Consider the following 22,455-nt stretch of genomic DNA (forward strand, 5'->3'; position numbering starts at 1 on the left):
TTGCAGGTGCAAACCTTGACGCGCAACGCGAAGCGGGATGCCGACGACGGCGTGCTGTCGTGTTCGTTCGGGCGTCCTGGCGCGGATCGCCGGGTCGGTACTTCCCGACGTTGGCGGTGGGTCGCCGGGCTCGGCGTGTTGTTGCTGGGGTTGGCCGGCTGCGACAGCTCGGTGCCGACGGGTCAGGGTTCGTCGGCGCCGTCGTTGTCGGCTCCTGCGCAGAGCACGCGAGGGTCCGCGGAGCAGCAGGCGCTCGCCGCGTACGAGGGTATGTGGCAGGCGTACGCGGCGGCGGGGTTGACGGCGGACCCTGACGAGCCGGATCTGGCCCGCTACGCGTCGGGGCAGGCGTTGACGACGCTGAGGGACGGCCTGGCCCAGTACCGCGAGGACGACCAGTTTCTGAAGGGTGACCTGGTCACCCATCCGCAGGTCACGGATGCATCGCCAGATCCGGACCCGACGTCGGTGACGGTTACCGACTGCCTCGATGACACCAAGTTTCTTGTGTACAAGCGTTCCGGCGAGCTCGTTGACGATGCTCCGGGTGGCCGCCGGTACACGAAAGCCACCGTGACCAATCTGGGCGCGGAGGGCTGGAAGGTGACCAGTTTCGGAGTACAGGCGGTGAACACATGTTAAGCCTGCGAAGGTCGGCAATCGCAACCGCTGTCGCGGCCCTGCTGCTCATCACGTTGCCTCCCCATGCGGCGCATGCCGGAGGCGGCATCGGCAACGTGGACTGCCAGCAGAATCCCAGCGCGGCGGAGTGCAGTGTGGACGTCGGTGCCCCCGGTGCCCCCGGTGCCCCCGGCGGTCCCGGCAACGGTGGGAGCGGCGGCTCTAACGACAACGTTTCGGGCGGTGGTTCCGGCGACGGCGACGACAGCGGCCAGTCCTGCTACTACGAGCGGGTGGACCCGCAGCCGCAGCTCCCGGCGGGTGCCGGTGAGGGTGCCTGGTACGCGCAGGTCTGCGTATTCGGCGACGGCGGTTCATCGCGGTCGTTGCCGGTGTGGATGGGCACGGCTCCGCAGGTCGATCTCGAGGAGTTGGCGCGTAGTGCGCGGGCGAGGTTGCGGCTGCCGGTGCCGGCGATCCGCACGAACCCGGACGCGGAGAGGGCCGACGTGTTGGTGACCGTGCCGGTGTGGTTCTGGGTCGATGACTCGTCGTGGGGTTCGCGGTCGGCGACCGCGTCGGTGCCGGGTGTCTCGGTCACCGCGACGGCTACTCCGGAGAAGGTGGTGTGGCAGTTGGGGGACGGCAGGTCGATCACGTGTGGGCAGGGCACCTCTTGGGCTGCGGGGAGTGATCCGAGGAAGGCGTCGCCGACGTGTGGGCACACCTACGACCTGCCGGCTCCCGTCACCCTGACCGTGACCGCCACGGTGACGTGGACGGTCGCCTGGGCCGGTGGTGGGCGGTCCGGGACGGTGCCGAACCTCATCACGACCGCGGCGACGACGGTGCGCGTCGTGGAAGCTCCCGCGGTCAACACCGGGTTGCGGTGAGCGCGATGGCTGTCACCGCGGTCACCGCCACGCCGGGGCGTTCCGGCGCCGCGTCGGCCACCGGGACCGGATCGGAGCCGCCACGTGGGCCGGTGCTTCGCCGGCGGGTCAGTCCGCTGCGGGTGCTGCTCGCGGTCCTGCTGATCCTCGGCTTCGCGTTGGCCGGCGCGGTCGTGGCCGACAGGATCGACACCCGCCTCCCGGTCCTGGCCACCGCCCGTGGGATCAACGCGGGCCAGGTCATCACCGAGGCCGACCTCACGGTGGTGCGGGTCGCCGCCGACAGCACGGTGGCCACGGTGTCCGAGACCGACCGCGGTGCTGTGGTGGGCAGGACCGCGGCGGTTCCGCTTGTGGCCGGTGCCCTGTTGTCCCCGGGGCAGCTCGGCGCGGCGGCGTGGCCGCCGGCGGGCCAGGCACTGGTCGCTGTGGGTGTGAAGCCGGGCCGGCTGCCATCGGGCGTCACCGCTGGCAGTCACGTCCTGGTGCTGATCGTGCCGAGCTCCGCGGACGTTGGGACGGGCGGCGCTGCGCAGGTGGTGCAGGCGGAGGCCACGGTGTGGTCGCTCGAAGAGGCGAAGGACCAGTCCGGTGACATGGCTGTGTCGTTGTTGATCGCCGAGGTGGACGGTCGCCGGCTGGCGGCCGTGGTCGGTGACGTGACCCTGGTGCAGCTCGGTGTGGGGCGGTGAGCGAGCAATGCTGATTGCAGTCGGCTACGGCAAGGGTTCGCCTGGTGCGACGACCCTCGGGTTGGGACTTGCCGCGGTGTGGCCGCGGCCGGACGTCACGTTGGTGGAATGCGATCCGGCGGGTGGTGACCTGTGGGCGCGCTTCGGCCACCACCCCGAGCCGGGGCTGTCCGCGCTCGCGGCGAGCAGCTGGGAGGGCCCGATCCCGGGGTTCTTCCGGCAGCGCCTGAGCGTGGGCGCCGATGCCGTGTTGGCGATCCCCGGCGACGGCGCGGCCGCGTCGGTGCTGACCTTGGTCGATCGTGGGCTCGACGCGCTGCGGCAGGCGTCGACGACGGCGACCGTGATCGTCGACGTCGGTCGGGTCGACATCCGCAGCCCGGCCCTGCCGCTGGTCGCCGCCGCCGACCATGTGCTGCTGCTGTCCGCGTCTCCCCTGGCCCAGCAGGCCCAGGTCGGCGCACGGCTTCCATGGTTGTCGAACGCCCTGTCCGGTGAACTGTGGCTCGTCGGGGTCGGCGGGCACCGCACCGCTGAGGTGTCCCACGACCTGGGGTTGCCGGTCATCGGCACGGTGCCGTACAGCCGCTGGGGGGCCGGTGTGCTGTCGGGACAGTTGCGTATCCCGAACTGGCGGCGTCTGAAGCTGGCGCGGGCGGTCCGGCGTATCGCGGTCGCGTTGTGTGCGTTCGAACCTGAACCTGATCCGCGACCCGCCCGGATGGTGGTGTGGCCGGCCGCGGGCAGGGGCGTGGTGCCGCCGGCACCGACGCTCGCCGGCCGGTGGGGGGGCGGCTAAGTGACCAGCACCGTACGGTGGAGGGAGTCGCCGCACCGGGAGGCCGTCGCCGCGCTACGTGCCGAGGTTTCCCGGCGGCTGACCGGTACGGAGATGTCGGCGGCCGAACGGGACACGGTCGTCGGCGCTCTGGTAGCCGAGGTGCTCGACCGGCACGCCCGAGACAGCCTCGCTGGCGGGCGGATGCCGCTGGATCCGCCGGCGGAGAGGGCTGTCGCCGCCGAGCTGCGTGAGTCGTTCAGCGCGCTGGGGCCGTTCGAGTCGTTGTTGCGCGATCCGCGGGTGACGAACGTGTTCGTCAACGGGCCGGTGGTGTGGGTGGTGCACTCCGACGGCAGCAAGCACCAGGTGCCGCCGCTGTTCGCCTCCCGGCAGGAGATGATCGAACGGGTCCGTGACATCGCCGCCCGCTCGGGTGCGGACGAACGCCGGTTCGACCGTGGGATGCCCAGGGTCAGCGTCCGGCTGCCGGACGGGTCGCGGCTGTTCGCGACGCTGCTGGCGCGGGAACCGTCGGTGTCGATCCGCCGGTACGCGCTGCTGAACGCGTCGCTTGATGAGTTGGCGGCCAGGCATCAGCTCATGGACCCGGTGGTGCGGGACCTGCTGACGGCGATGGTCCGGGCCCGCAAGAACATGATCATCTGTGGTGGCCCGTACACGGGTAAGACGACGTTCCTGCGGGCCGCGGCGAAGGCGATCGGGCCGGGTGAGCGGATCATCACGATCGAGGACACCGACGAGTTGGCTCTCGACCAGGACCCGGACCACCCGGACTGCGTGGCGTTACAGGCGCGTGAGCCGAACATGGAGGGCGAGGGCGGCGTCGACCTCGCAGAGCTGGTCCGGTACGCCCTGCGGATGTCCCCGGACCGGGTGTTCCTCGGTGAGGCGCGCGGCGGGGAGGTCGTCCCGTTGCTCAACTGTATGAGTCAGGGCACCGACGGGAGCATGGCGACCATCCATACCTCCAGCTCGAGGCAGGCGTTCACGAAGCTGATGGTGTACGCGGCGCAGTCCGAGGAGCGGCTGCCGTTCGAGGCGACCGCGCCGCTGGTCGGGGTGGCGGTCAACTTCGTGGTCCACCTGGCCTGGTCGGCGAACGGTCACCGCCGGGTGGTGTCGAGCATCCGTGAGGTGGTGCACGCCGAGGGCGCCGAGGTGATCTCGAACGAGATCTGGCGGCCGGGCCCCGACGGCGCGGCCGTGCCGGGCGCGCCGATCCGCGCGGAGACCGTCGACGAGCTGGCCGCGGCCGGGTTCAACCCCGACCTGCTGCGGGGCTGGTGACGCGATGCGTGCCCTGTTCGCGGTGCTGGGCGCCGGGTTCGCCCTGGCCGTGCTGCTGCTGATCTCCGGGCTGCGGGCCCGCCCGAAGCGGCCCCGGGCCCTCCAGGTCCGGCGGGAGAGTGTGGGGATCTCCGCGGTGCGTCTGGCTGGTGTGCTCGCCGTCGCGGCCGTCGCCGGGGTGGCGACCCGGTGGCCGGTCGCCGCGATCCTGGCCGGGATCGCCGCCTACACCCTGCCGGCGGTGATCGGACCGGACCGCGCCCACAGACGCGACCTCGCCCGGGTGGAGGCGATCGCCGCGTGGGCCGAGAACCTGTCCGGCACGCTGCGTTCGGCCGCCGGCCTGGAACAGACCATCGCCGAGACCGCGGCCGTCGCCCCGGCGGAGATCCGCGCCGAACTCGTCACGCTGGGTGCCGCGCCGCGCGCCGGGATCCGGCTCCCGGCAGCGCTCCGCGGCTTCGCCCGCGACATGGCGGACCCGACCGCGGATCTGGTCGCGAACGTGCTGCTGCAGGCGGCCGAGCACGAGGCCCGTGACATCTCCGGCAGCCTCGACGGGGTGGGCCGCGCGGCGCGCCGGCAGGCGTCGGCGCGGTTGCGGATCGCCACCGGCCGGGCCCGGACCCGCACCTCGGTGCGGATCATCATCACGGTCGTCCTGGGCAGCGCCGTCGGCCTGGTGATGTTCGCCCGGGACTTCCTCAGCCCGTACGACACCGCGCTCGGGCAGTTGATCCTCGCCGTCCTCGGCGCCGGATTCGCCGCCTGTCTGCTGTGGATGGTGCGTATCGGTCGGGTGCCGGACATGCCGCGTATCCTCACCGGCGGCGACGACCCCGCCCTCGTCGTGCAGGTGGCGCCGCGATGATCCAGCTGATCGTCATCGGCGCGCTGCTCGGCGCCGCCCTCGCCTGGCTGGTCACCGCCGTGGCGCCGAGACGGCTGTCGGTGGCCGAAGCGCTCGACGCCGTGCGGCGTCCGCCCGCGCCGCCGCTGGCCGGTGTGGCACGCGCCCAGCACGCCGTGGCGGCGCCGCTGTACCAGCTGCGGCTGCCCCGGGCGCAGACCCTGCTCGACCTGGCGGTCCTGGAACGCGACCCGACCAGCTTCCTGGTCACCCAGCTCGGCCTGGCCGCGTTGGGGCTGGTCGCGCCCACCGCCACCGTGGCCGGGCTCAACCTCATGGGCGCCGGCATCGGCTGGGGTGTCCCGCTGGGGCTCAGTGTGCTGCTGGCCGCGGGCGGTTACGTCGTCGCCGAACTGTCGGTGCGTGAGGAGGCCGACCAGCGGCGGCTGCTGATGCGCCACACCATCGCCGCCCTGCTGGACGTCATCCCCACGGCACTCGCCGCCGGGGCCGGGATCGAGCAGGCGATGACCAGCACCTCCCGTAACGCCTCCGGGTGGGCGGCGCAACGCATCCGCGACGCGCTCGCCCACGCCCGCGACAACCACATTCCCATCGCCCAGGCGCTGCGGGAACTCGGCGAGCAGACCGGCGTCGTCGAGCTCGAACAACTCGCCGGCAGCCTGCACCTGGCAGCGGGTGAAGGCAGCCGCATCCGCGAGGCCCTCATCCAGCGCGGCGCCAGCCTGTCCGACCGGCTCATCGCCGATCTGGAGGCCAGGGCCGAATCCGCGACCGAACGCATGTCGGTGCCACTGATGGCGCTGACCAGCCTGTTCCTGCTCGCCCTCATCTACGCCGCCATGGCCGCGTTCCAGTCCGGAGCGTGAATCCGCCAACCCGGCCCCATCCACGACAAGGGAGGAACGTTTCCCATGGGCAGCACACTGCGGGCGCTCGCCGCCCGTCTCACCCCCACCCGCACCCTCGGCCAGCGAGCCGAACGGCTGCGGGCGGAACCCGACCGGGGCAGCCACGCCGTCGAGTACGCCATCGGCATCGGTCTCGGCGCGGCGATCATCCTGGCCCTCTACGCCTCTTACCGCAGCGGCGTCGCCAGCGTCGTCTCCGGCTGGGTCTTCCAGTAGCCCCACGGCATCGACGGGAGGTCTACCGCATGCGACTCACACGCCCACCGGGTGCCGCCAGGACGAGGGCCGCGCCCTGGCGGCGCCGCGGGCGCGACGACCGCGGCTCCACCGCGGTCGAGTTCGCCATCGGCGCCCCGGTGATCGTCGGTCTGCTCCTGCTGCTCGTGCAGGCGTTCTTCTTCGGCATGGGCAGCCTGGCCGCGCACGCCGCCGCCGACCACGGCGTGCAGACAGCCCGGGTGCACGGCGGCAGCGCCGCCGCCGGCCAGGCCGAGGCCGCCGAACTGCTCGACCAGCTCGGCGGCTGGTTCGTCGACGACCCGACGGTGACGGTGCACCGCGGCCCGCAAACCACGACGGTCACCATCAGCGGGACCGTGCACGGCCTGCCCGTTCCGGTCACCGCCACCGTGCGGGCACCGACCGAACAGGTCACCACCCCATGACCGGCGTACCCCTGACCACCCGCGCCGCCGCCACCCCCGCACGGCGGCGGCTACGCGGCGACCGGGGCACCGTCGCGGTGGAACTGGCCATCGGGGTACCCATGCTGGTGCTGGTGGTGCTGATCGCCGCCGCCGCGTTCGTCATGGGCCGGGCGAACCTCGACGTCAACGCCGCGGCCGGCGCGGCCGCCCGGGCCGCGTCGCTGGCGCGCAGCGCGACCACGGCGACCAGCGCCGCCGTCAGCGCCGCCACGGCCAACCTCGCCGACCGATGCGCCGGGCTCACCATCGACGTCGACACCGGCGGGTTCCGCCGCGGCGGGCAGGTCCGGGTCACCGTGTCGTGCACCGTGACGACCCGCGGGCTCACCGGGATCGGACTGCCCGGCAGCACCACCTTCACGGCCACCGCGACCAGCCCCATCGACGTGTTCCGGCACATCGCTCTCGACACGGCCAGCGGCACGTACCCGGAGGACACCGATCATGCCTGACCAGCCCACGCCACGACAGGACACCCCCGCCCGACCACGGCGACAGCGACAGCCGCCGCGCGGCGACTCCGGAGCGGTGACCATACAGGTGCTGTACATCGCGGTGATCGGGCTGCTGTTCGCCGCCGCCCTCTACGGCGGCGCCACCATCCTCGCGGCCCGGTCACACGGATACAGCCTCGCCCAGTCCGCCGCCCGCGCCGGCGCACAACACATCGACCTCGCGCACTACCGCGCCACCGGACAGATACGCCTCGACCCCGGCCCCGCCGCGCAAGCCGCCAAGCAGTACCTCGCCGCCGCGGGCGCCACCGGAACCGTCGACACGGTCACCCTGGCCGAGATCACCGTGACCGCCACCAGCACCCAGGCCACCCCGGCGCTGCGGTCCTTCGGCTACGACACCGTCACCGTGACCTCCACCGCCTCGGCCACCGCCACCGCCACCGTCTGAACAACCCCGCACCAGCCACGACACAGGGAGGACAGCGATGCTGCTGACGCACCGGCTGGGCCGGACCGCCGTCCGCGCCGGCAGCGGCCTCGCCCTGCTCACCGTGACCGCCGGAGTCCCCACCGGCCTGGTGTTCTTCATCGGCTGGCCCCTTCCCCACGACCTGCCCACCACCTGGGATCAGATCGCGGCGATCCTCACCGGCGGGTTCCCCGACACCGCCGTGGTCGGCCTGCTCGCGGTCGCACTGTGGCTGGTCTGGGCATCGTTCTGTCACGCCCTCGCCGTCGAAGTGGCCGCCGCCCGCCGGGGAAAGTCGGCACGACGGATCCGGCTGATCTCCCCGATGCAGGCCCTGGCCGCGCTGCTGGTCGCCGGACTCGCCGCCGGCCCCGCCGCCGCGTCCGTCGCCATCGTCACGCCGACACCAGCCCTCGCCCCCTACCTCGTCGAACCCGCCGCATCGCAGACCGGCCAGCCGGTTACCCCCCTCGCCGCCCGGACCGGCGACCACCACCCGGCGCCGTTCGTCGACGCCACCCCCCGGACACCGCCCGCTGCTCCGCCCGCCTCACCGACCAGCCTCGACGGTGTGCCCACCGACCTGCCCCGGTTCGCCCTCGCCGCGCACACCGGACCACTGACGGTCACCGCCGCCGGCACCCCGTACACCGTCATCGTGCAACGCGGCGACACCCTGTGGGACCTCGCACAGGCATGGCTGGGCGACCCGCACCGCTGGACAGAGATCTACCAGCTCAACTCCGACCGCTACGACGGCAACGGCCGCATCCACCCCGGCGAGGGCCGCATGCACGGCGGCGACCACATAGAGCCGACCTGGCAGCTGGTCCTGCCCGACGACGCGACCCCGCCCCCCACCGCGAAACCAGACACATACATCCCCCCGGCCACCACCGAGCCGGCCACCCCACCACCCGCCGGCACCACCCCGACGTCGCCGCCCACCACCCCACACACCCCGACGCCGGCGGCCACCGCCCAACCACCCACCCCGGCCGAACCCACCATCGCGCCAGGTGACGACGGCGTGGTCGGCGACAACCCGAACCAGGCGAACCCGTCAGCCACCACGTCACCGACGCCGACCAGCGGCAACGCCACGACCAGCCCATCGGCGACGGCGACAGCCGACCCCGCACCGCCACGGACGGACCGGCCGCCGCCAGGGGTGTCACTGACCGGAGACAGCTGGGTCGACCTCGGCCTCGCGCTCGCCATCGCCGCCGCCGCCACCGTGGTGTGGCGGCTACGCCGCCGCCGCTACACACCCCGCCCACCCAGCGCCCACACCCGGACAGACGACCCGGACCTGACGCCGCTACCCGACATCGTGACCAAAGTCCGCCGTGGCCTCCGCACCGCCACCCCGGACACCGACGACAGCCTGCACGACCTGCTCGACCACACCGTCGACACCGACGAGGACGACAACCCCATCGACGAAGACCCGTCCACCGACAACGATCAGACCGACGACGACCTCGCCGCCGACGGTCAGGCCGACGAGCCAGAGCCGGCCGAACCGACGCCGCTGAACCTGCCCGCCCTCGGCAACCCGATGCTCACCGCGTGGCCACCCGCCGGTCTGGGCCTGACCGGCCCCGGAGCCGAGGCCGCGGCGCGCGGCTTCCTCACCACCGCGCTCGCCGCCGGCAGCATCGACGACCCCCACGGGCGCAGCAGCGTCGTACTGCCCGCCGCCACCCTCGCCACCCTGCTCGGCGCCGCCGCCGTCAACGTGCCCGACACACCCCGGCTCACCGTGACCGGAAACCTCACCGAGACCCTCGAACTGCTGGAAGAACAGACACTGCACCGCACCCGCCTGCTGTACGGGCACGAGGTCGACACCGTCACGCAACTACGCGACGCCGACCCACACGAGGAACCACTGCCACCGATCCTGCTGCTCGCCGACGCCACCGTCCCACACGAACGGGCCCGCATCGCCGCCCTACTCGCCCAGGGACAACGCCTGGACATCCACGGAGTCCTACTCGGAACGTGGCCCGACGGCAACACCGTCGTCGTGGCCGGCGACGGCACCACCAGCCCCGCCGAAGGCGAAGGCTCGCGGCACGGCAGCCACCCCGCCGACATCGGCCGCCTCACCGTCATCACCGCCGCCGAGACAGCCGCGCTGCTAACCACCCTCGCCGAATCCCACACCGGCCTACCCCAGCCGCCGGCACCCGCCGAACAGCAGCCCCACATCCATGCCACCACCACCGGGCCCGCGACGCCCACAGACCACCACAAGCCCGCTACCGGTCCCGCCCCGGACCCCGACACCGCCACCAGCCCTGATCAGCTTCCCGGCGTCACACCAGGCCCGGACACCACCCGGGCCCCGACGGTCGAGGCGCACACGACCAGTCCGAACAGCGCCGCAGCGGCAGCCGCCCGGCCCGACGGCGACGACGACGGCCAGGACCTGGACGACCACGAAACCGATGACGTCACCGACGGACCCGGCGTCGTCGCGGTGCAGGTCCTCGGCCGGCCGACCATCGTCGGCGCCGACCCCGACCAGCCGCTGCGCGCCAAGGCCCTGGAACTGCTGGTGTACCTGATCGCCCGCGACGGCGGCGCCACCGTCGACGCCATGAAAGAGGACCTGGTACCCGACGCCACCGTCTCCAAGGCACCCCACCGCATCCACACCTACGTCTACGCCCTGCGCCTGGCCCTCAAACGCACCGGCGGAAGGGCCACCTACATCACCCACCCACGCCACCGGTACCTCCTCAACCGCGACACCCTCGACGTCGACCTGTGGCGCATGCGCGAGGCGCTGGCCGATGCCGGCACCGCCACCGGCGACGCCCGGATCGCGGCGCTACGACGAGCGGTCGCCACCTACCACGGCCCGTTCGCCGACGGAACCCGCTACGAGTGGGCCGAACCGTACCGGGAGGCCATACGCCGACAGGCCCTCGACGCCCACCTCACCCTCGCCGACGCGCTACGCGACCAACCGGACGAGGCCCTCACCGTGCTCGACGCCGCCATCGCCCACGACCCCTACGCCGAACAGCTCTACCAGGCGGCGATGCGCCGCCACGCCGACCTCAACGACATCGACGCGATCACCGCCCGGCTCACGGAGCTGACCCGCCGCCTGGAAGAACTCGACGTCGAACCCACCGACGACACCAGCGAACTCGCCGCCACCCTCACCGACGACATACGTCGCCGCGCCCGCCGCGCCCCAGGCACCGCCCCATGACCACAGCGATCCCGCCCACCGACGCCCGACCGCGGCAAACCGAACCTCCGACCGACACACCGGCCACCGTCCGCAGCCTCAAACGCATTCGTTGGGCGGTCCGAGCCACCCTGATCCTCGGTGTGGTCGCCTCCGTAGCCGCAAACGTCCTACACGCCCAACCCCACCCGATCAGCCAGACCATCGCCGCCTGGCCACCCGTGGCGCTACTGCTCACCGTCGAACTGATCTCCCGCGTCCCAGTCCACCGCAAACTCCTGGCCGCCGCACGGCTGATCGCCACCACCGCCATCGCCGGCATCGCCGCATGGGTGTCCTACTGGCACATGGCCGGCGTCGCCTCCCGCTACGGCGAGACCGGCCTATCGGCCTACCTACTACCCATCTCAGTAGACGGTCTCATCGTCGTCGCCAGCATCAGCCTGGTCGAACTATCGGCACGGCTCCAACTCGCCCAACCCACCCCAGCGGCGACGCCACCCACACCACACACGGAAAAAGCGGAGCCACCACCCGCAAAGCAGAAGGCAGCGACGGCGCTCGTCAACCGGCCCGACAACCTTACGAACAGTGCACTGGCAGCCGACATCGCCAACGGCGACCCACCACCGGCGGATCCCGCCGACCACACACCGAACGACCAGCCCAACCCCGCAGGCAACCCCGACACGGCTACACACGACCCCGACAGCGAACAGAATTCCGCCGACGCTGACACCGACGAACCACATCACGGGAACGACAGCGAAAGCCCAGGCGACGAGGCCCGACAGCGGCGACGCCGCGGCACCACTAGAAGAGCCGTCATCGACGCCTACCGTGAAGACCCCACCCAGCATCCGACCGCCATCGCGGAGACGGTCGGCACGTCCGAACGCACGGTACGCCGCTACCTCGACGAGTTCCGCACCATCCCTGGCAAGAACTCCCCGAACGGCACCAACGGGGCGCAGCACACCCACAACGGCAACGCGCGGTAACCCACACACGCGACGAAAAACCCGCTGGACGGCCGGGCGGTGATCTGAGCCGTCCCTACATCGCGACAGGACGTGCCGCGGAAAAACCCCGTCCGGAAACGCAAAAGGAGCCAGGGCTCTTTTCTCTCGCCGCATGGGCCCCATCGACTTGGATCGCAGCCAGTGCAGGGCCCGTCGCCGCGGGACGCAGACTGAACTCCGCGTGGCGTGCACTTGCAGCCGTACTTACCTCTGTACTCGGACCTGCACGCCGACCGGTGTTCCTGACGTGAGTAGTCGATGCGGAGGTGCTTCCCGCATGGCGGTTGGGGCGGACCCGGCTCGTGCGTGGGTGCCAGACGCCGACCGGGTTGGCTCTGCGACGATTCAGGCTCGGCTCCAGCACGGATCGAGTCGTGCTTCAAGCCCGATTCCATAGGCGCAGGTCGGCAGCGGCGGCTTTCAGGATGATTTGCCGGTGGCGGCCCATGACCGGGTTGGCTGTGAGGCGGGTTGAGGTCTGTGCGGTGTCCCTCCTGACGGATGGGCAGGAGGTGGCCCGCCGTGGGGCGCGGGCCACCTCCCGGGTGTGGAACGGGTCGGTCGCCGCTGGGTGCCACGGGCGGGGCGGTCGGTGGATCGAGACCGAGCGGTGGCCGCCGCGAAGGCGTGGTGTCGGTCAGCTCCGCGAGACGCCCGTGGAAGCGGATGGAGCGGGGGGTGTCTGCCTACAGGGGTGGAGTGGCCGGGCGCATGGCCAGAACGCCGAGTTCGGCGAGTGTGGCGGTGAGGGTGCGTGCCTGGTCGATGGCGGTTTGCCGTTGGTCGTGCAGGGTCAGCGAGATCGTGGCCAGTGCGGTGGTGATCAGCTCCTCGTCGTCGGTGAGGCCGCCGTGGCCGTGGGCGGTGTCGAGGATGTCGTTGAGGTCCTGCTGGTGTGCGCGGATCAGGGAGTCGGCGAAGGCGGCGGTCGCGGCGGCGGTGATGAGGGCGACGACGGGTGGGGCGTGCACGTGGTGGTGGAGTGCGGTCCAGTTGACGGTGGCGCCGATCTCGGCGGCGAGGTCGTCGACGGCCTGGGTAATTTCGTTCATGGCTGGTGGGGGCGGCCGAGCAGGGGTTGGACCCAGGTGGGGTATCCGTAGCCGTCGTCCCAGGGGAACCGGCCGTGCCGGTTGGGCCAGACGATCTGCTGCAGGCGGACGCGGTGGCTGCCGTAGAGGGCGAAGGCGGTGCCGGGGTGCAGGGCGTCGGTGGCGGGGCCGGAGACGATGACCGTGTCGTAGTCGGCGATCAGGTCGCTGACGTGTTGGCCGTGGGTGAAGCGTTCGGCGCGGTCGTAGACCCTCCCGGCGGCGGTGTTCAGGATTGCGTGGGCGATGTAGGGGTCGAGACCGGCGATGACCAGTTCCGGGTAGCCGTGGCGGGTGAGGCCGACGGTGTAGGCGAACGGACCCCCGTCGCCGTCGTTGTCGGGGAGGACGGCGGTCACGGCCCAGCCGAACTTGTCGATCTGCTGCTGTTGGTTGCGCAGGATGGGGTCGAGGGACGGCATCGCGGTGTTCCTTTCATTTGTTGGTCTGCTGGCGAGGATGGAGACGGTGTCGCCGGGCAGGAGCGGGGTCCGTCGGGTCCGTTGATGTGCTGGTGGATCCGGATGCGGTACCGGCGGCCGTATGCGTCGTGGAGGTGATGTCAGTGGCCTTTGTCGAGGAACGGACCCGGTGGCGCCATGTCGGTTCGCCGGTGGGCGGCGGGTGTTCGTCGGGCGGCATGACGACGCGGGCGTGGTGGTTGCCTTGGCGCGGTTCAGGCGGTGTCCGGCAGCGCGGTCGAGGGTGAGGGTTGTGCTGTGCGATGGGGACACGCGGGAAGGTCGGGCGTGTATGTGCTGCCCGGGAGGGCACGGCGGTTATGGTCTCGGTGGTTCATTGGCGGTGTCGGCCTGTGCGGATTCCGGTTGCTCGCCCGGCGGGTCGACTTCGATGAATCCCCATAGTCGGCCGATGACTTGCAGTGCTTGGCTGGTGTAGCCGTCGGCGAAGCCGCGGCAGATCGCGGGTTGCGCGTTCGGGTAGAGGTAGTGCGGCAGGGTGGAGTGGCAGACGACGTAGGTCCCTGCGGCGAGTGTCTCGGCGAGCAGGTCCCGTAGCCGGCCCTCCTGTAGATGCATCGGGTTGCCGGGCTTGAAGATGCAGGTGGCGCATTGCCGCGACAGCATGCGGCTTTTGCCGAGCACGGGGTCGCCGACGCTGGCGCCTGGCACGACCGGGCTGCCGCGCTCAGGTGTGTCGTCGGTCGTGCGCCGTCGCTGTGCGGCGGGTCGGGCGGGACTCTCGTAGTCGGCCGAGGTCGGGCGGTGGCAGGACTTGCAGTAGGAGGTGGTGTCGTCGCAGGAGGTCGCCGCGCCACAGCAGTGGGTCATTCGCACCGGTCCCAGGACGTCGTCGACGCGGTAGGGGTAGCCGTCTGCGTCGATCGGGTACGGCTGGATGATCTGCGTGGTGCTGCTCGCGCGTGGGCCCTGCGGGCAGGTGAGGTTGTCGGTGTCGTAGACGGTGGCGTGCTGGTAGTCCTCCCAGCGTCCGGTGGTGGCGTTCCAGTAGCGCAGGGCGGGCAGGTGGTCGTCGGGGTGTGGCGGGGTGGTGGCCTGGATGATGTGGGCGGTCACGTCGTTTCCTTGGGATAGCAGGGCCTGGTGGGACCGGTGGCAGGCGGGATGCGTGTCAGGAGCGGCGGCTGGAGCGCTGTTCGCGGAGCGCTCGTCGTTCGCGTTGGGTTGGCTGCGCGGGTTGGTCGACCCGTCGGGCTGCCCGCTGGGGCGGTCGCCGCGTTCGGTGTGTGCGGGGTGGAGTCAAGCCGTGTGCCGTTGCACCTACCGGGTCGGCTGCGGTTCCTGTTCAGCGGTCGGGCAGGTCAGCGACCTGGTCGTCATCCTCGACGGGGCTCAGCGTGATCGTGCGGCGCCAGTGTCGGACCGTGTCGATTTCGCACGCGTCCTCGATCTCCGAACAGGTGAACTCCACTGTGGCGTCGAGCGTCTCTGGGTCCTGCTCGCCGAGTTGGACGAGCGCGGCGATCAGGTTGCGGGCGTTCACCGCGAGTTCCGCATGATCGACTCGGCGTTGGCGGTCAGGAGACGGGCCACCGGTGGAGGATCCGGGAGCAGGTTGGTGGACATGGTGGGTGTTCCATTTCTCGCGGCAGGGGGTTGGTAGGAGGGGTTGGGGCCGTTGACGGCCACCCGTGGCCCGCTGGCGGCGGGCCGGTTGCGGTGTGGCCGTCGACGGCGCGTTGGGCAGGTGTTGGGTGGATCTGATGGCTCGGTGTCGCCGGGGCCGTCTGGCTGCTTGTGGTTCTTGATGGTCTTGGTGCGTCGCGGCCGGGGCGGTGGTGGTCAGGCGTTTTCGAGCGTGGTGATCGCGGCGGCGGAGATCTGTGCGATCGCGTCGACCGGGCTTGCCACGGTCAGGGTGGTGGTGTGGTGGAAGGTGTGGCCGGACAGGTCTGCGGGGTGGAGCCACAGCACGGTGCATCCGGTGCGGTGCAGGGTGGTGATGAGTTTCTGTCCGGCTTCGATGTCGGCGAGGTGGCCGTCGGAGACGACGGCGAGCATCCGCAGGGGGCCGCGCTGGCGTAGGTCGAGGATCTGGTCGGCGAGTTTGACCGCGTCGGCGAATGCGGTGGTGCCGCCACCGGGGCTGATGTTCAGGACCTGGGTGGGGCGTTGCCTCGGCGGCACGAGCAGGGTGGCGGTGCTACCGAAGGCGATGGTGGCGGTGGTGGCGTGGTTGCGGTGGGCGGCGGTGGACAGGATCCAGCCGGCGGAGGACAGCGGTGCGGCGTAGGAGCGCATCGAGCCGGAGGTGTCGACGAGCACCGCGATGCGCAGGGTGGGTTTGGGTGGGGGCAGGGTGGCGCGTTGCTGCCAGGGCGCGGCGGTGGGGGTGGCGCCGGCGGCGCGTTGGGCGGCGGCGGTGATGGCGTGGCGGACGCGCAGTCGGCCGGGTGGTATCGGCGAGGGTTTCGTGTCGGGTTCGGGTTGGTGGCTGCGGGCGGCGTGGAGTCGGGCGGCGAGTTGCTGGGCGGCCTGCTGTTCGTCGGCGGTCGGGTTGCGGCGCTGCCAGGTGGCGGGTGCGGTGTGCCGGCCGGCGGTCAGCTGTGCGGTGAACTCGGCGGGGCTGATGCCGGCGACGGCGGCGAGGTAGTCGGCCAGTGCCTTGGCGAGATGCCCGGGGAACCGGCCGGGGTCTGGTACCGGGATGTGGTGGTGCTGCTGTGGGTCGATGCCGAGGGCCTGGCACCATTGCCAGCCCAGGTCGATCATGGTGGTGGCGTCGTCGTCGGCGACGGTGTGGGCGGTTTTCCAGATTTCCCGTAGCCGTTTGAGTCGTTTGGTTCCGAGTACGGTGAGGACCGCTCCCCGGATGGTGCGGACGTCCTTGCTCGTGATGATGCGGGCGTCGACGCGGGCGAGGAGCAGCCCGGCGAGGTGGCCTGCGTGCCAGGGGTCGTCGACGGGTGTCTCGTCGGCGGTGATGAGGGTGTTGACGGTGTGGCGGAGCCAGCGGCGGTCGGCGCGGCGTCGGCCGCGTTGGCGGCCTTCGGCCCGGGATTCCTCGAGCAGTTCGGCGGCGGCGGCCACGATCGGCGGGGTATCTGGGGTTGTCCGGGCGGTCCAATGGCTGTGGGCGGCGTGGGCGGCCTCGTGGACGAGCAGCCCGTAGCCGGTGGGGACCAGCTTCTTGTGGGCGGCGCGGGCGGGGTTGGTGATGTCGGGGGTGTCGCCGATGTGGGTGGCGTCGACCTCGATGCGTCGCTCGGTGGGGTAGAAGCAGGCGGGGGCGCCGCCGCCGGCGCCGGGGGCGACGGTCACGGTCAGGTCGGTGCGTCCGGTCAGGACCTTGATGTGTCTGGTCCAGGCTTTGGACCAGGCGTCCCAGTCGGTGTCGACCGGGGTGGGGCTGCCGGTGGGCCGGAGGTGACCACTGGGGTGCGGCATCTTGGAGGGCTCCTTCCGTTGGTGGTTAGTGCTGTGGGCCGAGGCTGAGGGTGGTGACGGTGGTGCCGAAGTGGGTGGTCAGCGCTGTGATGACGGCGTCGCGGTCGTGGTCGGGGGCGCGGCCGGCGAGGTTGGACACCGCGGTGGCGAGGCTGAGGGTTTTGTGGAGGCGGGCGAAGCCGAGGAGTTCGCGTAGTTGTGGCGCCCAGGTGACGGTGCCGGCGGCGAGTTCGGTGTTGAGGTCGATCGCGGCGGCCACGGCGGGTGCGGCGACGCCGAGTCTGCGGGCCAGGTCCCAGTCGGTGGTGACTTCGATGTGTACCCCGAACCGGCTGGCGAGGGCTTCGGTGAGGACGGCGCCGTGGACGCCGGGGTTGTGGCCGGCGATGACGTAGAAGCCGTCGGCGGCGTCGACGCGTTCGTTGCGGTAGGCGGTGAGGTGGATGACGCGGCGGCCGTCCATCGCCGGGTAGAGCACGGACAGCACGCGGGGTGGGATGAGGGTGGCGTCGTCGACCAGCAGCGGCCGGCCTTCGCGCATCGCTTGCACGAGGGGCCCGTGGACGTACTCGTAGCCGCCGTCGGGCAGTGGGATGAAGTTGCCGACGAAGTCCTCCACGACGGTGTCGCCGGTGCCGGCGACGGTGAGCAGGTCGTCGAAGGCGGCTTCGACCATGGCGGTCTTGCCGGTGCCGGGTGGCCCGTACAGCAGCACCGGCATCTGCGCGGCCCGTAGCCGGCGCAGCACCTCGATGTCGGTCCCGCCGGCGAGCTTGCGGGGCCAGTACAGCTCTCCGTTCGGGCGGGTGACGGGCTTACGTCGGCTGGACCGGCCGGCCCGGCCACCGCCGGAGGTGCCGCGCGGTGCCGGCGGCGGAAGGGTGCCGGCGGCGGCGACGCCGGCCGGGGTGATCTGGAAGCGGTGCGGGTTGGTGTGGTGGGTGGCGTAGCCGGCGGCGGCCATCTTCTTGAGCACTTCGAACACCGCCCCGGAGGAGGGTGCGCCGATCGCCCGGGTGATCTGCCCGACCTTGAGCGGGCTGTCGGGGTTGTCGGCCAAGTACTGCGCGACGCGCGGATACAGGTGGCCCATCCGGCGACCGGGACCAGCGGCGGGTGTGGGGGTGGGGTTCGCGCCGGGGTTGGCCGGCTGCGGTGACGTCGGGTTCATCAGGGGGTGACTCCTGTCGCGACAGGGCCCGCGCACCCGTCTCCGGGTGCGCGGGCGGTGAACGAACGACCGCACGTGCGGAGACGGGGTGGCAGCGCCGAGCCCGATTGATGGCTGGGCGGTGCACACGCCGCGTTCAGGGGACAGAGGAGGTTGGTGCCCGTGCCGTTAGCGGGTGCCGTGTGTCGGCGTCTTGCGGGCGAGGCCGGCTGTGAGGGTTAGTGGTTGCGGACCAGGTGGACGAGGCGGTGCAGTCCGGTGACGATCCGGCGGTGACGGCTGCCGGCGGGCGGGTGCGTCCAGTGGTCCACGCGGGGGGTGTCCGTACCGCGTACCCGGATAACCCGGTGCAGTCCCAGGTCGGTGTCGACGGCGGCCACGACACGAATCTCGCGACGCTGGCCGGCTGGGGCCTTGGCCAGGTCGCCGTACCGGTAGCCGGGCCGGATCGGTCCTGCCCACGCCTCGAACACGAGGCCGACGCCGACGCAGGTGCGCCCGTTGGTGTGCAGCCAGCCGTCCAACCAGCGGCGGCCGGTGTGGCTGGTCAGATCGGTGGCGAGGCGGTGCAGGATGACCGGTACGGGCAGCGGCATGCCGGGGCGTCGCGGGTCGGGTGTAGTCCAGAGGCCGGGCTCGGTGATGCTGGGGTCGACCTCGATCATGGCGGCGCCGTCGGCCTGGTGGTCGAACAGGCCGAACAGGACCGGTGGCTGGTCCCAGCCGTACCGGTGCGTGGTGGCCTCGGTGTGGGCCAGGATCGTGGTGATCGCCGTGCACGTGTCTGGCCGTAGTCGCTCGATCGTGGTGGTGGTGCGGTGGATGGTCACGTGGTTGGTCCCTTCCTGTGAGACGGCGGAGTGGTCATCTGGTGTGGATGGCGTTGGTCGTGGGCTGGTGGCGGTGGTTGTCGCCGGCCCGCGACGTCGGGTCGGTAGGGGGTGCGGCCTCCAGCCCGGGGTGCCTAACGTGGGCGCGGCTGCTGCGGCCTCGCCGGTCATGCGGCCGGTGTGCGGGCAGGTTCGGCATCGGGGCGACGCGCTGCACGTCGGCCCTCGACCGCGGCACGTCCTGCTCGTCGCCCGTGTCGGCGAGCAGTGCGGCGTTGAGCAGCGGGATCTGTACCTGCGGTGGGGTGGTCGCCGTGCAGGTGACGTCCCACCGTGCCGTCGGCGGCAAGCGCGGCGAGCCCGTCCGCGCGGGCCGGTGCGTTCGATGGTCGCGGGCAGGTCCGACGCTGCCGCCACGGTGTAGCTGACGACGTCGGCCTCGACGGTCGGCGCGTGGCGGGCCGGTCATCGCGAATCCTTCCGAAAGGTCGGCTTTCATTGACCACGACGAATGGAATAGTGCCTTCGGGTGCGTCAGCAAGTCGTGTTCGCCGTGGGCGTTGCGCCTACGCCGTCGCTGCCCGGGGCGGGGTTCGTGGTGGGTCACGGCTGCGGCGGGGCGGTGCCCGCCGGTGGTGCGCGGTGTCGCGTGGGCTTGGCCTGTGATCGGCCCGCTCGCGGTGATTGGCGTTGCCGGCGCGGCCGGCCGGCACCACCAGATGTGGTGCCGTCCGGCCGTGTGTCACTGCGGGGCGATGGTGTTGCGGTAGGCGCTCAGGGTCTCGATGAGCCGTTGGTGCGCGTCGGCGTGCCGGGCGGCGAGCAGGTCGAGGTCCCCTCCTGTGGATCGCAGTTCTCCGCTGGGGTTGCAGGCCGCGCCAGCGTCGAGCGTGGCGGTGACACGGTTGAGGATGCCGGCGGTGGAAGCGATCCGCCGGCGCAGGTTCTGCTCGAGGTCCGACAGTCGCAGCGCGGCGTCGAGGATGAGGGCGACCATGTGCCCTTGGGCGCTGTCCTCGGTGTGGCGGCGGCGCAGGGTGTGGAGATCGGTTTCCGGCCCGAGCACGTGGGCGATCAGGTTGGTGGCGGCGGGAGTCAGCATGTGGGTTCTCCAAACTGGTGGCGGTACTGGGCAACGTGCCCCGGCGGGTGGCGGATGGGCGGAGCGGGTGCCGGTCGTGACGCCGGCCCGGGTCATGCGAGCGTCGGCGCGCCGGTGGAGGTGGCTAGGCGGCCAGACCGGCCACGGTGCGCAAGTGTGAGGTGGTGCGACGCTCGGCGGCGGTGTCGTAGGCGTCGCGGTACACGGCGATCGCCTCCTGCCGCCGGAGCTGGCCGAGGTCTTCCCAGTGGGGCGTGTGCCCGCCGGTGGCCTCGCGGTAGAGGTCGGCGGCGTCGTTCGTGTCGGGTTCGGACAGTTGGGGTAGCAGGTCCAGGACGCGGGGGTCGCCGTCGTCGATGCCGGCGAGCAGCGTGCGGGCCGTCGTGGTCACGTCACCGGTGGCGCGGCCACCGACGGTGTCCTGTGCCCACCAGTCGGCTGCGTTCGTCCCGTCGCGGTTGCCGGCCGCGGCGAGGTCGGTGAGCACCGCGTTCCACGAGCCGGCGGATGCCGCCGTCTGACCGGTGGTGGCGGGCGGCGGCGAGGAGGGATGCTCGCTGCTGGCACGCATCCGGGTGTCGGCCGCCGTGGGGTCGGTGGACAGGACGTGGGCGCCGCCGTGGTCGGCGACCCAGGCCAGCCATCGGCTGGCGTAGCCGCCGACGGGTGGGAGGGCTGGGCACGGCGTGGGGTGGCTGGTGGCGTGCCGGTGCAGCCAGGCGGCGAGGGCGCGGCAGCGGTCCGGGTCGAGGTGACCGGGGACGAGGCCGCTGACCTGGTACGGCAGCGGGTGACCGGCGTAGGCCAGTGCGACGACGTGGTGCTGGACGGTGGTGGCGTCGAGCCAGCAGCCACGTCCGGCGGGCACCGCGATCGGTGTCCCGGCCGGGTCCGGGCCGCCGGTGCGCCAGCCGCAGCCGCCGGTGGCCGCGGTGGCGGCGCAGTCGATCAGCCCGCGGCTGTCGGCGATGACCGGCCCGCCAGCTGGCAGGGTGATCCCGATCGCGGTGCCGGTCGTGCGGCAGGGGTGCCGCATCGGCCGGGCGAGCAGGCCCGCCACGGCGGGTGCGGCGGTGGTGTCCGGGTCGATTGGCCAGGCCCGGCCCGGCTGGCCGAGGAGGGTGGTGGGGCACAGCGGCCTCCCGTCTGCGTGCCGGAACGTGGGCACCGTGCCGCGCCGGGGCGTGGACGCGGTGGCGGGGCGGGCGATGGCCGGTTGCCCGCATTCGGGGCAGGAGAGTGCAGGAGTGGGCATCGGCGGGGTTCCTTCCCGACAAGGGGTGTCGCTGGGGGCGGAGGCCCGCCGGCCGGGCGCGGTGCGCGCTGCCACACAGCGGCGCGGATCCGTACCCGGCGGGCGGGCCCGCCGCCACGACAGCGGTGGCTGGGAGCTCTGGTGCTGGTCAGGTGGGCTGTTGGCCGGCCGCCGCGAGGCGGGCGCACGCTGCGGTGTGGACGGCACCGCCGCCGGCGGCTGCGGTGTGGTGTTCGGTGCTCAGTCCCGTGTCGGCAGCAGGTCGGCGGCGGTGACCCGCCGTGGGTGGCGGTACAGCGGGGTGTCGGCGGCTTCGGCGTCGCTGACGTCACCGGTGAAGGGTTTGTTGGCTTTCAGTAGACGTGTAGCGGCTTTGCGCAGTGCGTCCGCCGATGCTGTGGTCGAGTGCTCGATCTCCCATAGCCCTTGAACGAGGGTGCGGCGGATGTGTTCGAGGTGGTCGTGTTTCTTCTGCAGCCGCGCCCAGATGCGCCCTTGGGCGAGGGCGACGTCGTCGAGGTCCTGGCTGCGGGTGTCGGCGGGGATCAGCGCGATCGCGGCGTCGAGTAGGCGGTGGGCGTCGATGCGTTCGTGGTCGGCGCGAATCCGCTCCCGGATGGCGATGTCGTGGTAGTGCTCGACGACGTCGGCGGTGGTGGGTCCCTCTTTCCGGGGGACACCGTCCCAGCCGTGTTCGTACCAGGCGCTCAGCCAGTCGAGCAGTTCGCGGACCTGCGCCCGGGTCGCCAGCACTGATCGGGATGAGGACTGGAAGTAGGTGCGGTGTCCGACGGCCAGGACGAGGTCATCGGACAGGGGCGGATGGTGGCGGGGGCCGACGGTCAGCAATGTGTTGCCGACGTTGTGTAGCTCGAACCTGTTGGTACTGGCGCGGCTGGGAATCCGTTCGGTGGCCATCGTGGTCCTCTCTCTGGGCTGGGTGGGCGCCCGCGCTGGCCGGGTCGGGCCACACGGGTGCGAACAAACGAGGTGTTGGCGGCGCGGCGGGCCGGGATTCGGCCGCTGGAGCGGCCGGATGGGCGTCAGGCAACGGTTGGTGCGGACTGTCGGCGGGCAGGTGCTGCCATAGCCGCACCGGTTCCTTGAGTGGTCGGGTGTCGCGGCGCGGAACCGTGATCAGCGGGATCTGCGCGACCGCGGTCCGCCGCGGTGTTGATGCTGGGTACGCGTCC

The 22,455-nt window shown here is 71.9% G+C and carries 24 protein-coding genes; 13 read left to right on the forward strand and 11 right to left on the reverse strand.

Annotated elements, in window-relative coordinates:
• The first annotated feature begins 15 nt into the window (after positions 1 to 15).
• From EDC02_RS41845 to EDC02_RS24490, 13 genes are all read left to right on the forward strand, one after another.
• Positions 16 to 642 (forward strand): hypothetical protein, encoded by a 627-nt coding sequence (locus tag EDC02_RS41845; RefSeq protein WP_233606263.1) that lies wholly within the window; start codon positions 16 to 18, stop codon positions 640 to 642.
• A 134-nt stretch (positions 643 to 776) separates the two neighbouring features.
• Positions 777 to 1,514 (forward strand): hypothetical protein, encoded by a 738-nt coding sequence (locus EDC02_RS24435; RefSeq protein WP_370461489.1) that lies wholly within the window; start codon positions 777 to 779, stop codon positions 1,512 to 1,514.
• Between the two features lie 5 nt (positions 1,515 to 1,519).
• A complete protein-coding gene (locus tag EDC02_RS24440) occupies positions 1,520 to 2,206 on the forward strand; it encodes an SAF domain-containing protein (RefSeq protein WP_148083595.1) in 687 nt (228 codons plus the stop codon).
• Between the two features lie 7 nt (positions 2,207 to 2,213).
• The gene (locus EDC02_RS24445; protein WP_148083596.1) at positions 2,214 to 3,005 is read left to right on the forward strand and encodes a hypothetical protein; all 792 of its coding nucleotides are present in this window, start codon (positions 2,214 to 2,216) and stop codon (positions 3,003 to 3,005) included.
• The gene (locus tag EDC02_RS24450) at positions 3,006 to 4,295 is read left to right on the forward strand and encodes a CpaF family protein (protein WP_233606264.1); all 1,290 of its coding nucleotides are present in this window, start codon (positions 3,006 to 3,008) and stop codon (positions 4,293 to 4,295) included. It abuts the gene before it with no gap.
• A 4-nt stretch (positions 4,296 to 4,299) separates the two neighbouring features.
• The gene (locus EDC02_RS24455; protein ID WP_123603959.1) at positions 4,300 to 5,166 is read left to right on the forward strand and encodes a type II secretion system F family protein; all 867 of its coding nucleotides are present in this window, start codon (positions 4,300 to 4,302) and stop codon (positions 5,164 to 5,166) included.
• Entirely contained in the window at positions 5,163 to 6,035 is an 873-nt protein-coding gene (locus tag EDC02_RS24460) for a type II secretion system F family protein (protein ID WP_123603960.1), read from the forward strand. The genes EDC02_RS24455 and EDC02_RS24460 overlap by 4 nt, the downstream gene beginning before the upstream one ends.
• Before the next feature lie 45 nt (positions 6,036 to 6,080).
• The gene (locus EDC02_RS24465) at positions 6,081 to 6,293 is read left to right on the forward strand and encodes a hypothetical protein (protein WP_123603961.1); all 213 of its coding nucleotides are present in this window, start codon (positions 6,081 to 6,083) and stop codon (positions 6,291 to 6,293) included.
• A 29-nt stretch (positions 6,294 to 6,322) separates the two neighbouring features.
• Entirely contained in the window at positions 6,323 to 6,742 is a 420-nt protein-coding gene (locus EDC02_RS24470) for a TadE/TadG family type IV pilus assembly protein (protein WP_123603962.1), read from the forward strand.
• Complete coding sequence (locus EDC02_RS24475) at positions 6,739 to 7,236, forward strand: TadE family protein (RefSeq protein ID WP_123603963.1); 498 nt, start codon at positions 6,739 to 6,741, stop codon at positions 7,234 to 7,236. Before EDC02_RS24470 ends, EDC02_RS24475 begins: the two co-directional genes overlap by 4 nt.
• Positions 7,229 to 7,690, forward strand: coding sequence for a hypothetical protein (locus EDC02_RS24480; protein ID WP_148083597.1), 462 nt, complete (start codon positions 7,229 to 7,231; stop codon positions 7,688 to 7,690). The genes EDC02_RS24475 and EDC02_RS24480 overlap by 8 nt, the downstream gene beginning before the upstream one ends.
• A gap of 37 nt (positions 7,691 to 7,727) precedes the next feature.
• The gene (locus EDC02_RS24485) at positions 7,728 to 10,943 is read left to right on the forward strand and encodes a BTAD domain-containing putative transcriptional regulator (protein WP_123603965.1); all 3,216 of its coding nucleotides are present in this window, start codon (positions 7,728 to 7,730) and stop codon (positions 10,941 to 10,943) included.
• Positions 10,940 to 11,923: a DUF2637 domain-containing protein gene (locus tag EDC02_RS24490; protein WP_123603966.1), complete on the forward strand. Its 984-nt coding sequence runs from the start codon at positions 10,940 to 10,942 to the stop codon at positions 11,921 to 11,923. Before EDC02_RS24485 ends, EDC02_RS24490 begins: the two co-directional genes overlap by 4 nt.
• A gap of 707 nt (positions 11,924 to 12,630) precedes the next feature.
• Here EDC02_RS24490 and EDC02_RS24495 read toward each other — a convergent pair.
• The 11 genes from EDC02_RS24495 to EDC02_RS24545 all read right to left on the reverse strand — a co-directional run bounded on the left by EDC02_RS24495 (position 12,631) and on the right by EDC02_RS24545 (position 22,180).
• Entirely contained in the window at positions 12,631 to 12,996 is a 366-nt protein-coding gene (locus EDC02_RS24495) for a hypothetical protein (RefSeq protein ID WP_123603967.1), read from the reverse strand.
• Positions 12,993 to 13,457: a DUF4262 domain-containing protein gene (locus tag EDC02_RS24500; protein WP_123603968.1), complete on the reverse strand. Its 465-nt coding sequence runs from the start codon at positions 13,455 to 13,457 to the stop codon at positions 12,993 to 12,995. The genes EDC02_RS24495 and EDC02_RS24500 overlap by 4 nt, the downstream gene beginning before the upstream one ends.
• Positions 13,458 to 13,814: 357 nt before the next feature.
• Positions 13,815 to 14,573: a hypothetical protein gene (locus EDC02_RS41850; protein WP_233606265.1), complete on the reverse strand. Its 759-nt coding sequence runs from the start codon at positions 14,571 to 14,573 to the stop codon at positions 13,815 to 13,817.
• 229 nt (positions 14,574 to 14,802) lie between these two features.
• The gene (locus EDC02_RS24510) at positions 14,803 to 15,000 is read right to left on the reverse strand and encodes a hypothetical protein (protein WP_123603969.1); all 198 of its coding nucleotides are present in this window, start codon (positions 14,998 to 15,000) and stop codon (positions 14,803 to 14,805) included.
• 299 nt (positions 15,001 to 15,299) lie between these two features.
• Entirely contained in the window at positions 15,300 to 16,904 is a 1,605-nt protein-coding gene (locus tag EDC02_RS24515; protein WP_123603970.1) for a VWA domain-containing protein, read from the reverse strand.
• Positions 16,905 to 16,929: 25 nt separating this feature from the next.
• On the reverse strand, positions 16,930 to 18,075 hold the full coding sequence (locus EDC02_RS24520) for an AAA family ATPase (protein WP_123603971.1): 1,146 nt from the start codon (positions 18,073 to 18,075) through the stop codon (positions 16,930 to 16,932).
• Between the two features lie 218 nt (positions 18,076 to 18,293).
• Positions 18,294 to 18,905, reverse strand: a complete 612-nt coding sequence (locus tag EDC02_RS24525) for a hypothetical protein (RefSeq protein ID WP_123603972.1) — start codon at positions 18,903 to 18,905, stop codon at positions 18,294 to 18,296.
• Positions 18,906 to 18,939: 34 nt separating this feature from the next.
• Positions 18,940 to 19,254: a hypothetical protein gene (locus EDC02_RS24530; RefSeq protein WP_123603973.1), complete on the reverse strand. Its 315-nt coding sequence runs from the start codon at positions 19,252 to 19,254 to the stop codon at positions 18,940 to 18,942.
• 393 nt (positions 19,255 to 19,647) lie between these two features.
• On the reverse strand, positions 19,648 to 20,007 hold the full coding sequence (locus tag EDC02_RS24535; protein ID WP_123603974.1) for a hypothetical protein: 360 nt from the start codon (positions 20,005 to 20,007) through the stop codon (positions 19,648 to 19,650).
• Positions 20,008 to 20,131: 124 nt separating this feature from the next.
• The gene (locus EDC02_RS41855; protein WP_233606266.1) at positions 20,132 to 21,262 is read right to left on the reverse strand and encodes a hypothetical protein; all 1,131 of its coding nucleotides are present in this window, start codon (positions 21,260 to 21,262) and stop codon (positions 20,132 to 20,134) included.
• A 240-nt stretch (positions 21,263 to 21,502) separates the two neighbouring features.
• A complete protein-coding gene (locus EDC02_RS24545; RefSeq protein ID WP_123603975.1) occupies positions 21,503 to 22,180 on the reverse strand; it encodes a hypothetical protein in 678 nt (225 codons plus the stop codon).
• Positions 22,181 to 22,455 lie beyond the last annotated feature (275 nt).

Source organism: Micromonospora sp. Llam0, from assembly GCF_003751085.1.
GTDB lineage: Bacteria > Actinomycetota > Actinomycetes > Mycobacteriales > Micromonosporaceae > Micromonospora_E.

Excerpts from the sequence above, each read along its gene's own strand:
- EDC02_RS24460 (WP_123603960.1), top strand. The coding sequence starts at position 5,163 with ATGATCCAGCTGATCGTCATCGGCGCGCTGCTCGGCGCCGCCCTCGCC.
- EDC02_RS24470 (WP_123603962.1), top strand. The coding sequence starts at position 6,323 with ATGCGACTCACACGCCCACCGGGTGCCGCCAGGACGAGGGCCGCGCCC.
- EDC02_RS41855 (WP_233606266.1), bottom strand. The coding sequence starts at position 21,262 with ATGCCCACTCCTGCACTCTCCTGCCCCGAATGCGGGCAACCGGCCATC.
- EDC02_RS24490 (WP_123603966.1), top strand. The coding sequence starts at position 10,940 with ATGACCACAGCGATCCCGCCCACCGACGCCCGACCGCGGCAAACCGAA.
- EDC02_RS24455 (WP_123603959.1), top strand. The coding sequence starts at position 4,300 with ATGCGTGCCCTGTTCGCGGTGCTGGGCGCCGGGTTCGCCCTGGCCGTG.
- EDC02_RS24535 (WP_123603974.1), bottom strand. The coding sequence starts at position 20,007 with ATGCTGACTCCCGCCGCCACCAACCTGATCGCCCACGTGCTCGGGCCG.
- EDC02_RS24515 (WP_123603970.1), bottom strand. The coding sequence starts at position 16,904 with ATGCCGCACCCCAGTGGTCACCTCCGGCCCACCGGCAGCCCCACCCCG.
- EDC02_RS24445 (WP_148083596.1), top strand. The coding sequence starts at position 2,214 with ATGCTGATTGCAGTCGGCTACGGCAAGGGTTCGCCTGGTGCGACGACC.
- EDC02_RS24465 (WP_123603961.1), top strand. The coding sequence starts at position 6,081 with ATGGGCAGCACACTGCGGGCGCTCGCCGCCCGTCTCACCCCCACCCGC.
- EDC02_RS24485 (WP_123603965.1), top strand. The coding sequence starts at position 7,728 with ATGCTGCTGACGCACCGGCTGGGCCGGACCGCCGTCCGCGCCGGCAGC.
- EDC02_RS24545 (WP_123603975.1), bottom strand. The coding sequence starts at position 22,180 with ATGGCCACCGAACGGATTCCCAGCCGCGCCAGTACCAACAGGTTCGAG.
- EDC02_RS24480 (WP_148083597.1), top strand. The coding sequence starts at position 7,229 with ATGCCTGACCAGCCCACGCCACGACAGGACACCCCCGCCCGACCACGG.
- EDC02_RS24495 (WP_123603967.1), bottom strand. The coding sequence starts at position 12,996 with ATGAACGAAATTACCCAGGCCGTCGACGACCTCGCCGCCGAGATCGGC.
- EDC02_RS24440 (WP_148083595.1), top strand. The coding sequence starts at position 1,520 with ATGGCTGTCACCGCGGTCACCGCCACGCCGGGGCGTTCCGGCGCCGCG.
- EDC02_RS24475 (WP_123603963.1), top strand. The coding sequence starts at position 6,739 with ATGACCGGCGTACCCCTGACCACCCGCGCCGCCGCCACCCCCGCACGG.
- EDC02_RS24520 (WP_123603971.1), bottom strand. The coding sequence starts at position 18,075 with ATGAACCCGACGTCACCGCAGCCGGCCAACCCCGGCGCGAACCCCACC.
- EDC02_RS24500 (WP_123603968.1), bottom strand. The coding sequence starts at position 13,457 with ATGCCGTCCCTCGACCCCATCCTGCGCAACCAACAGCAGCAGATCGAC.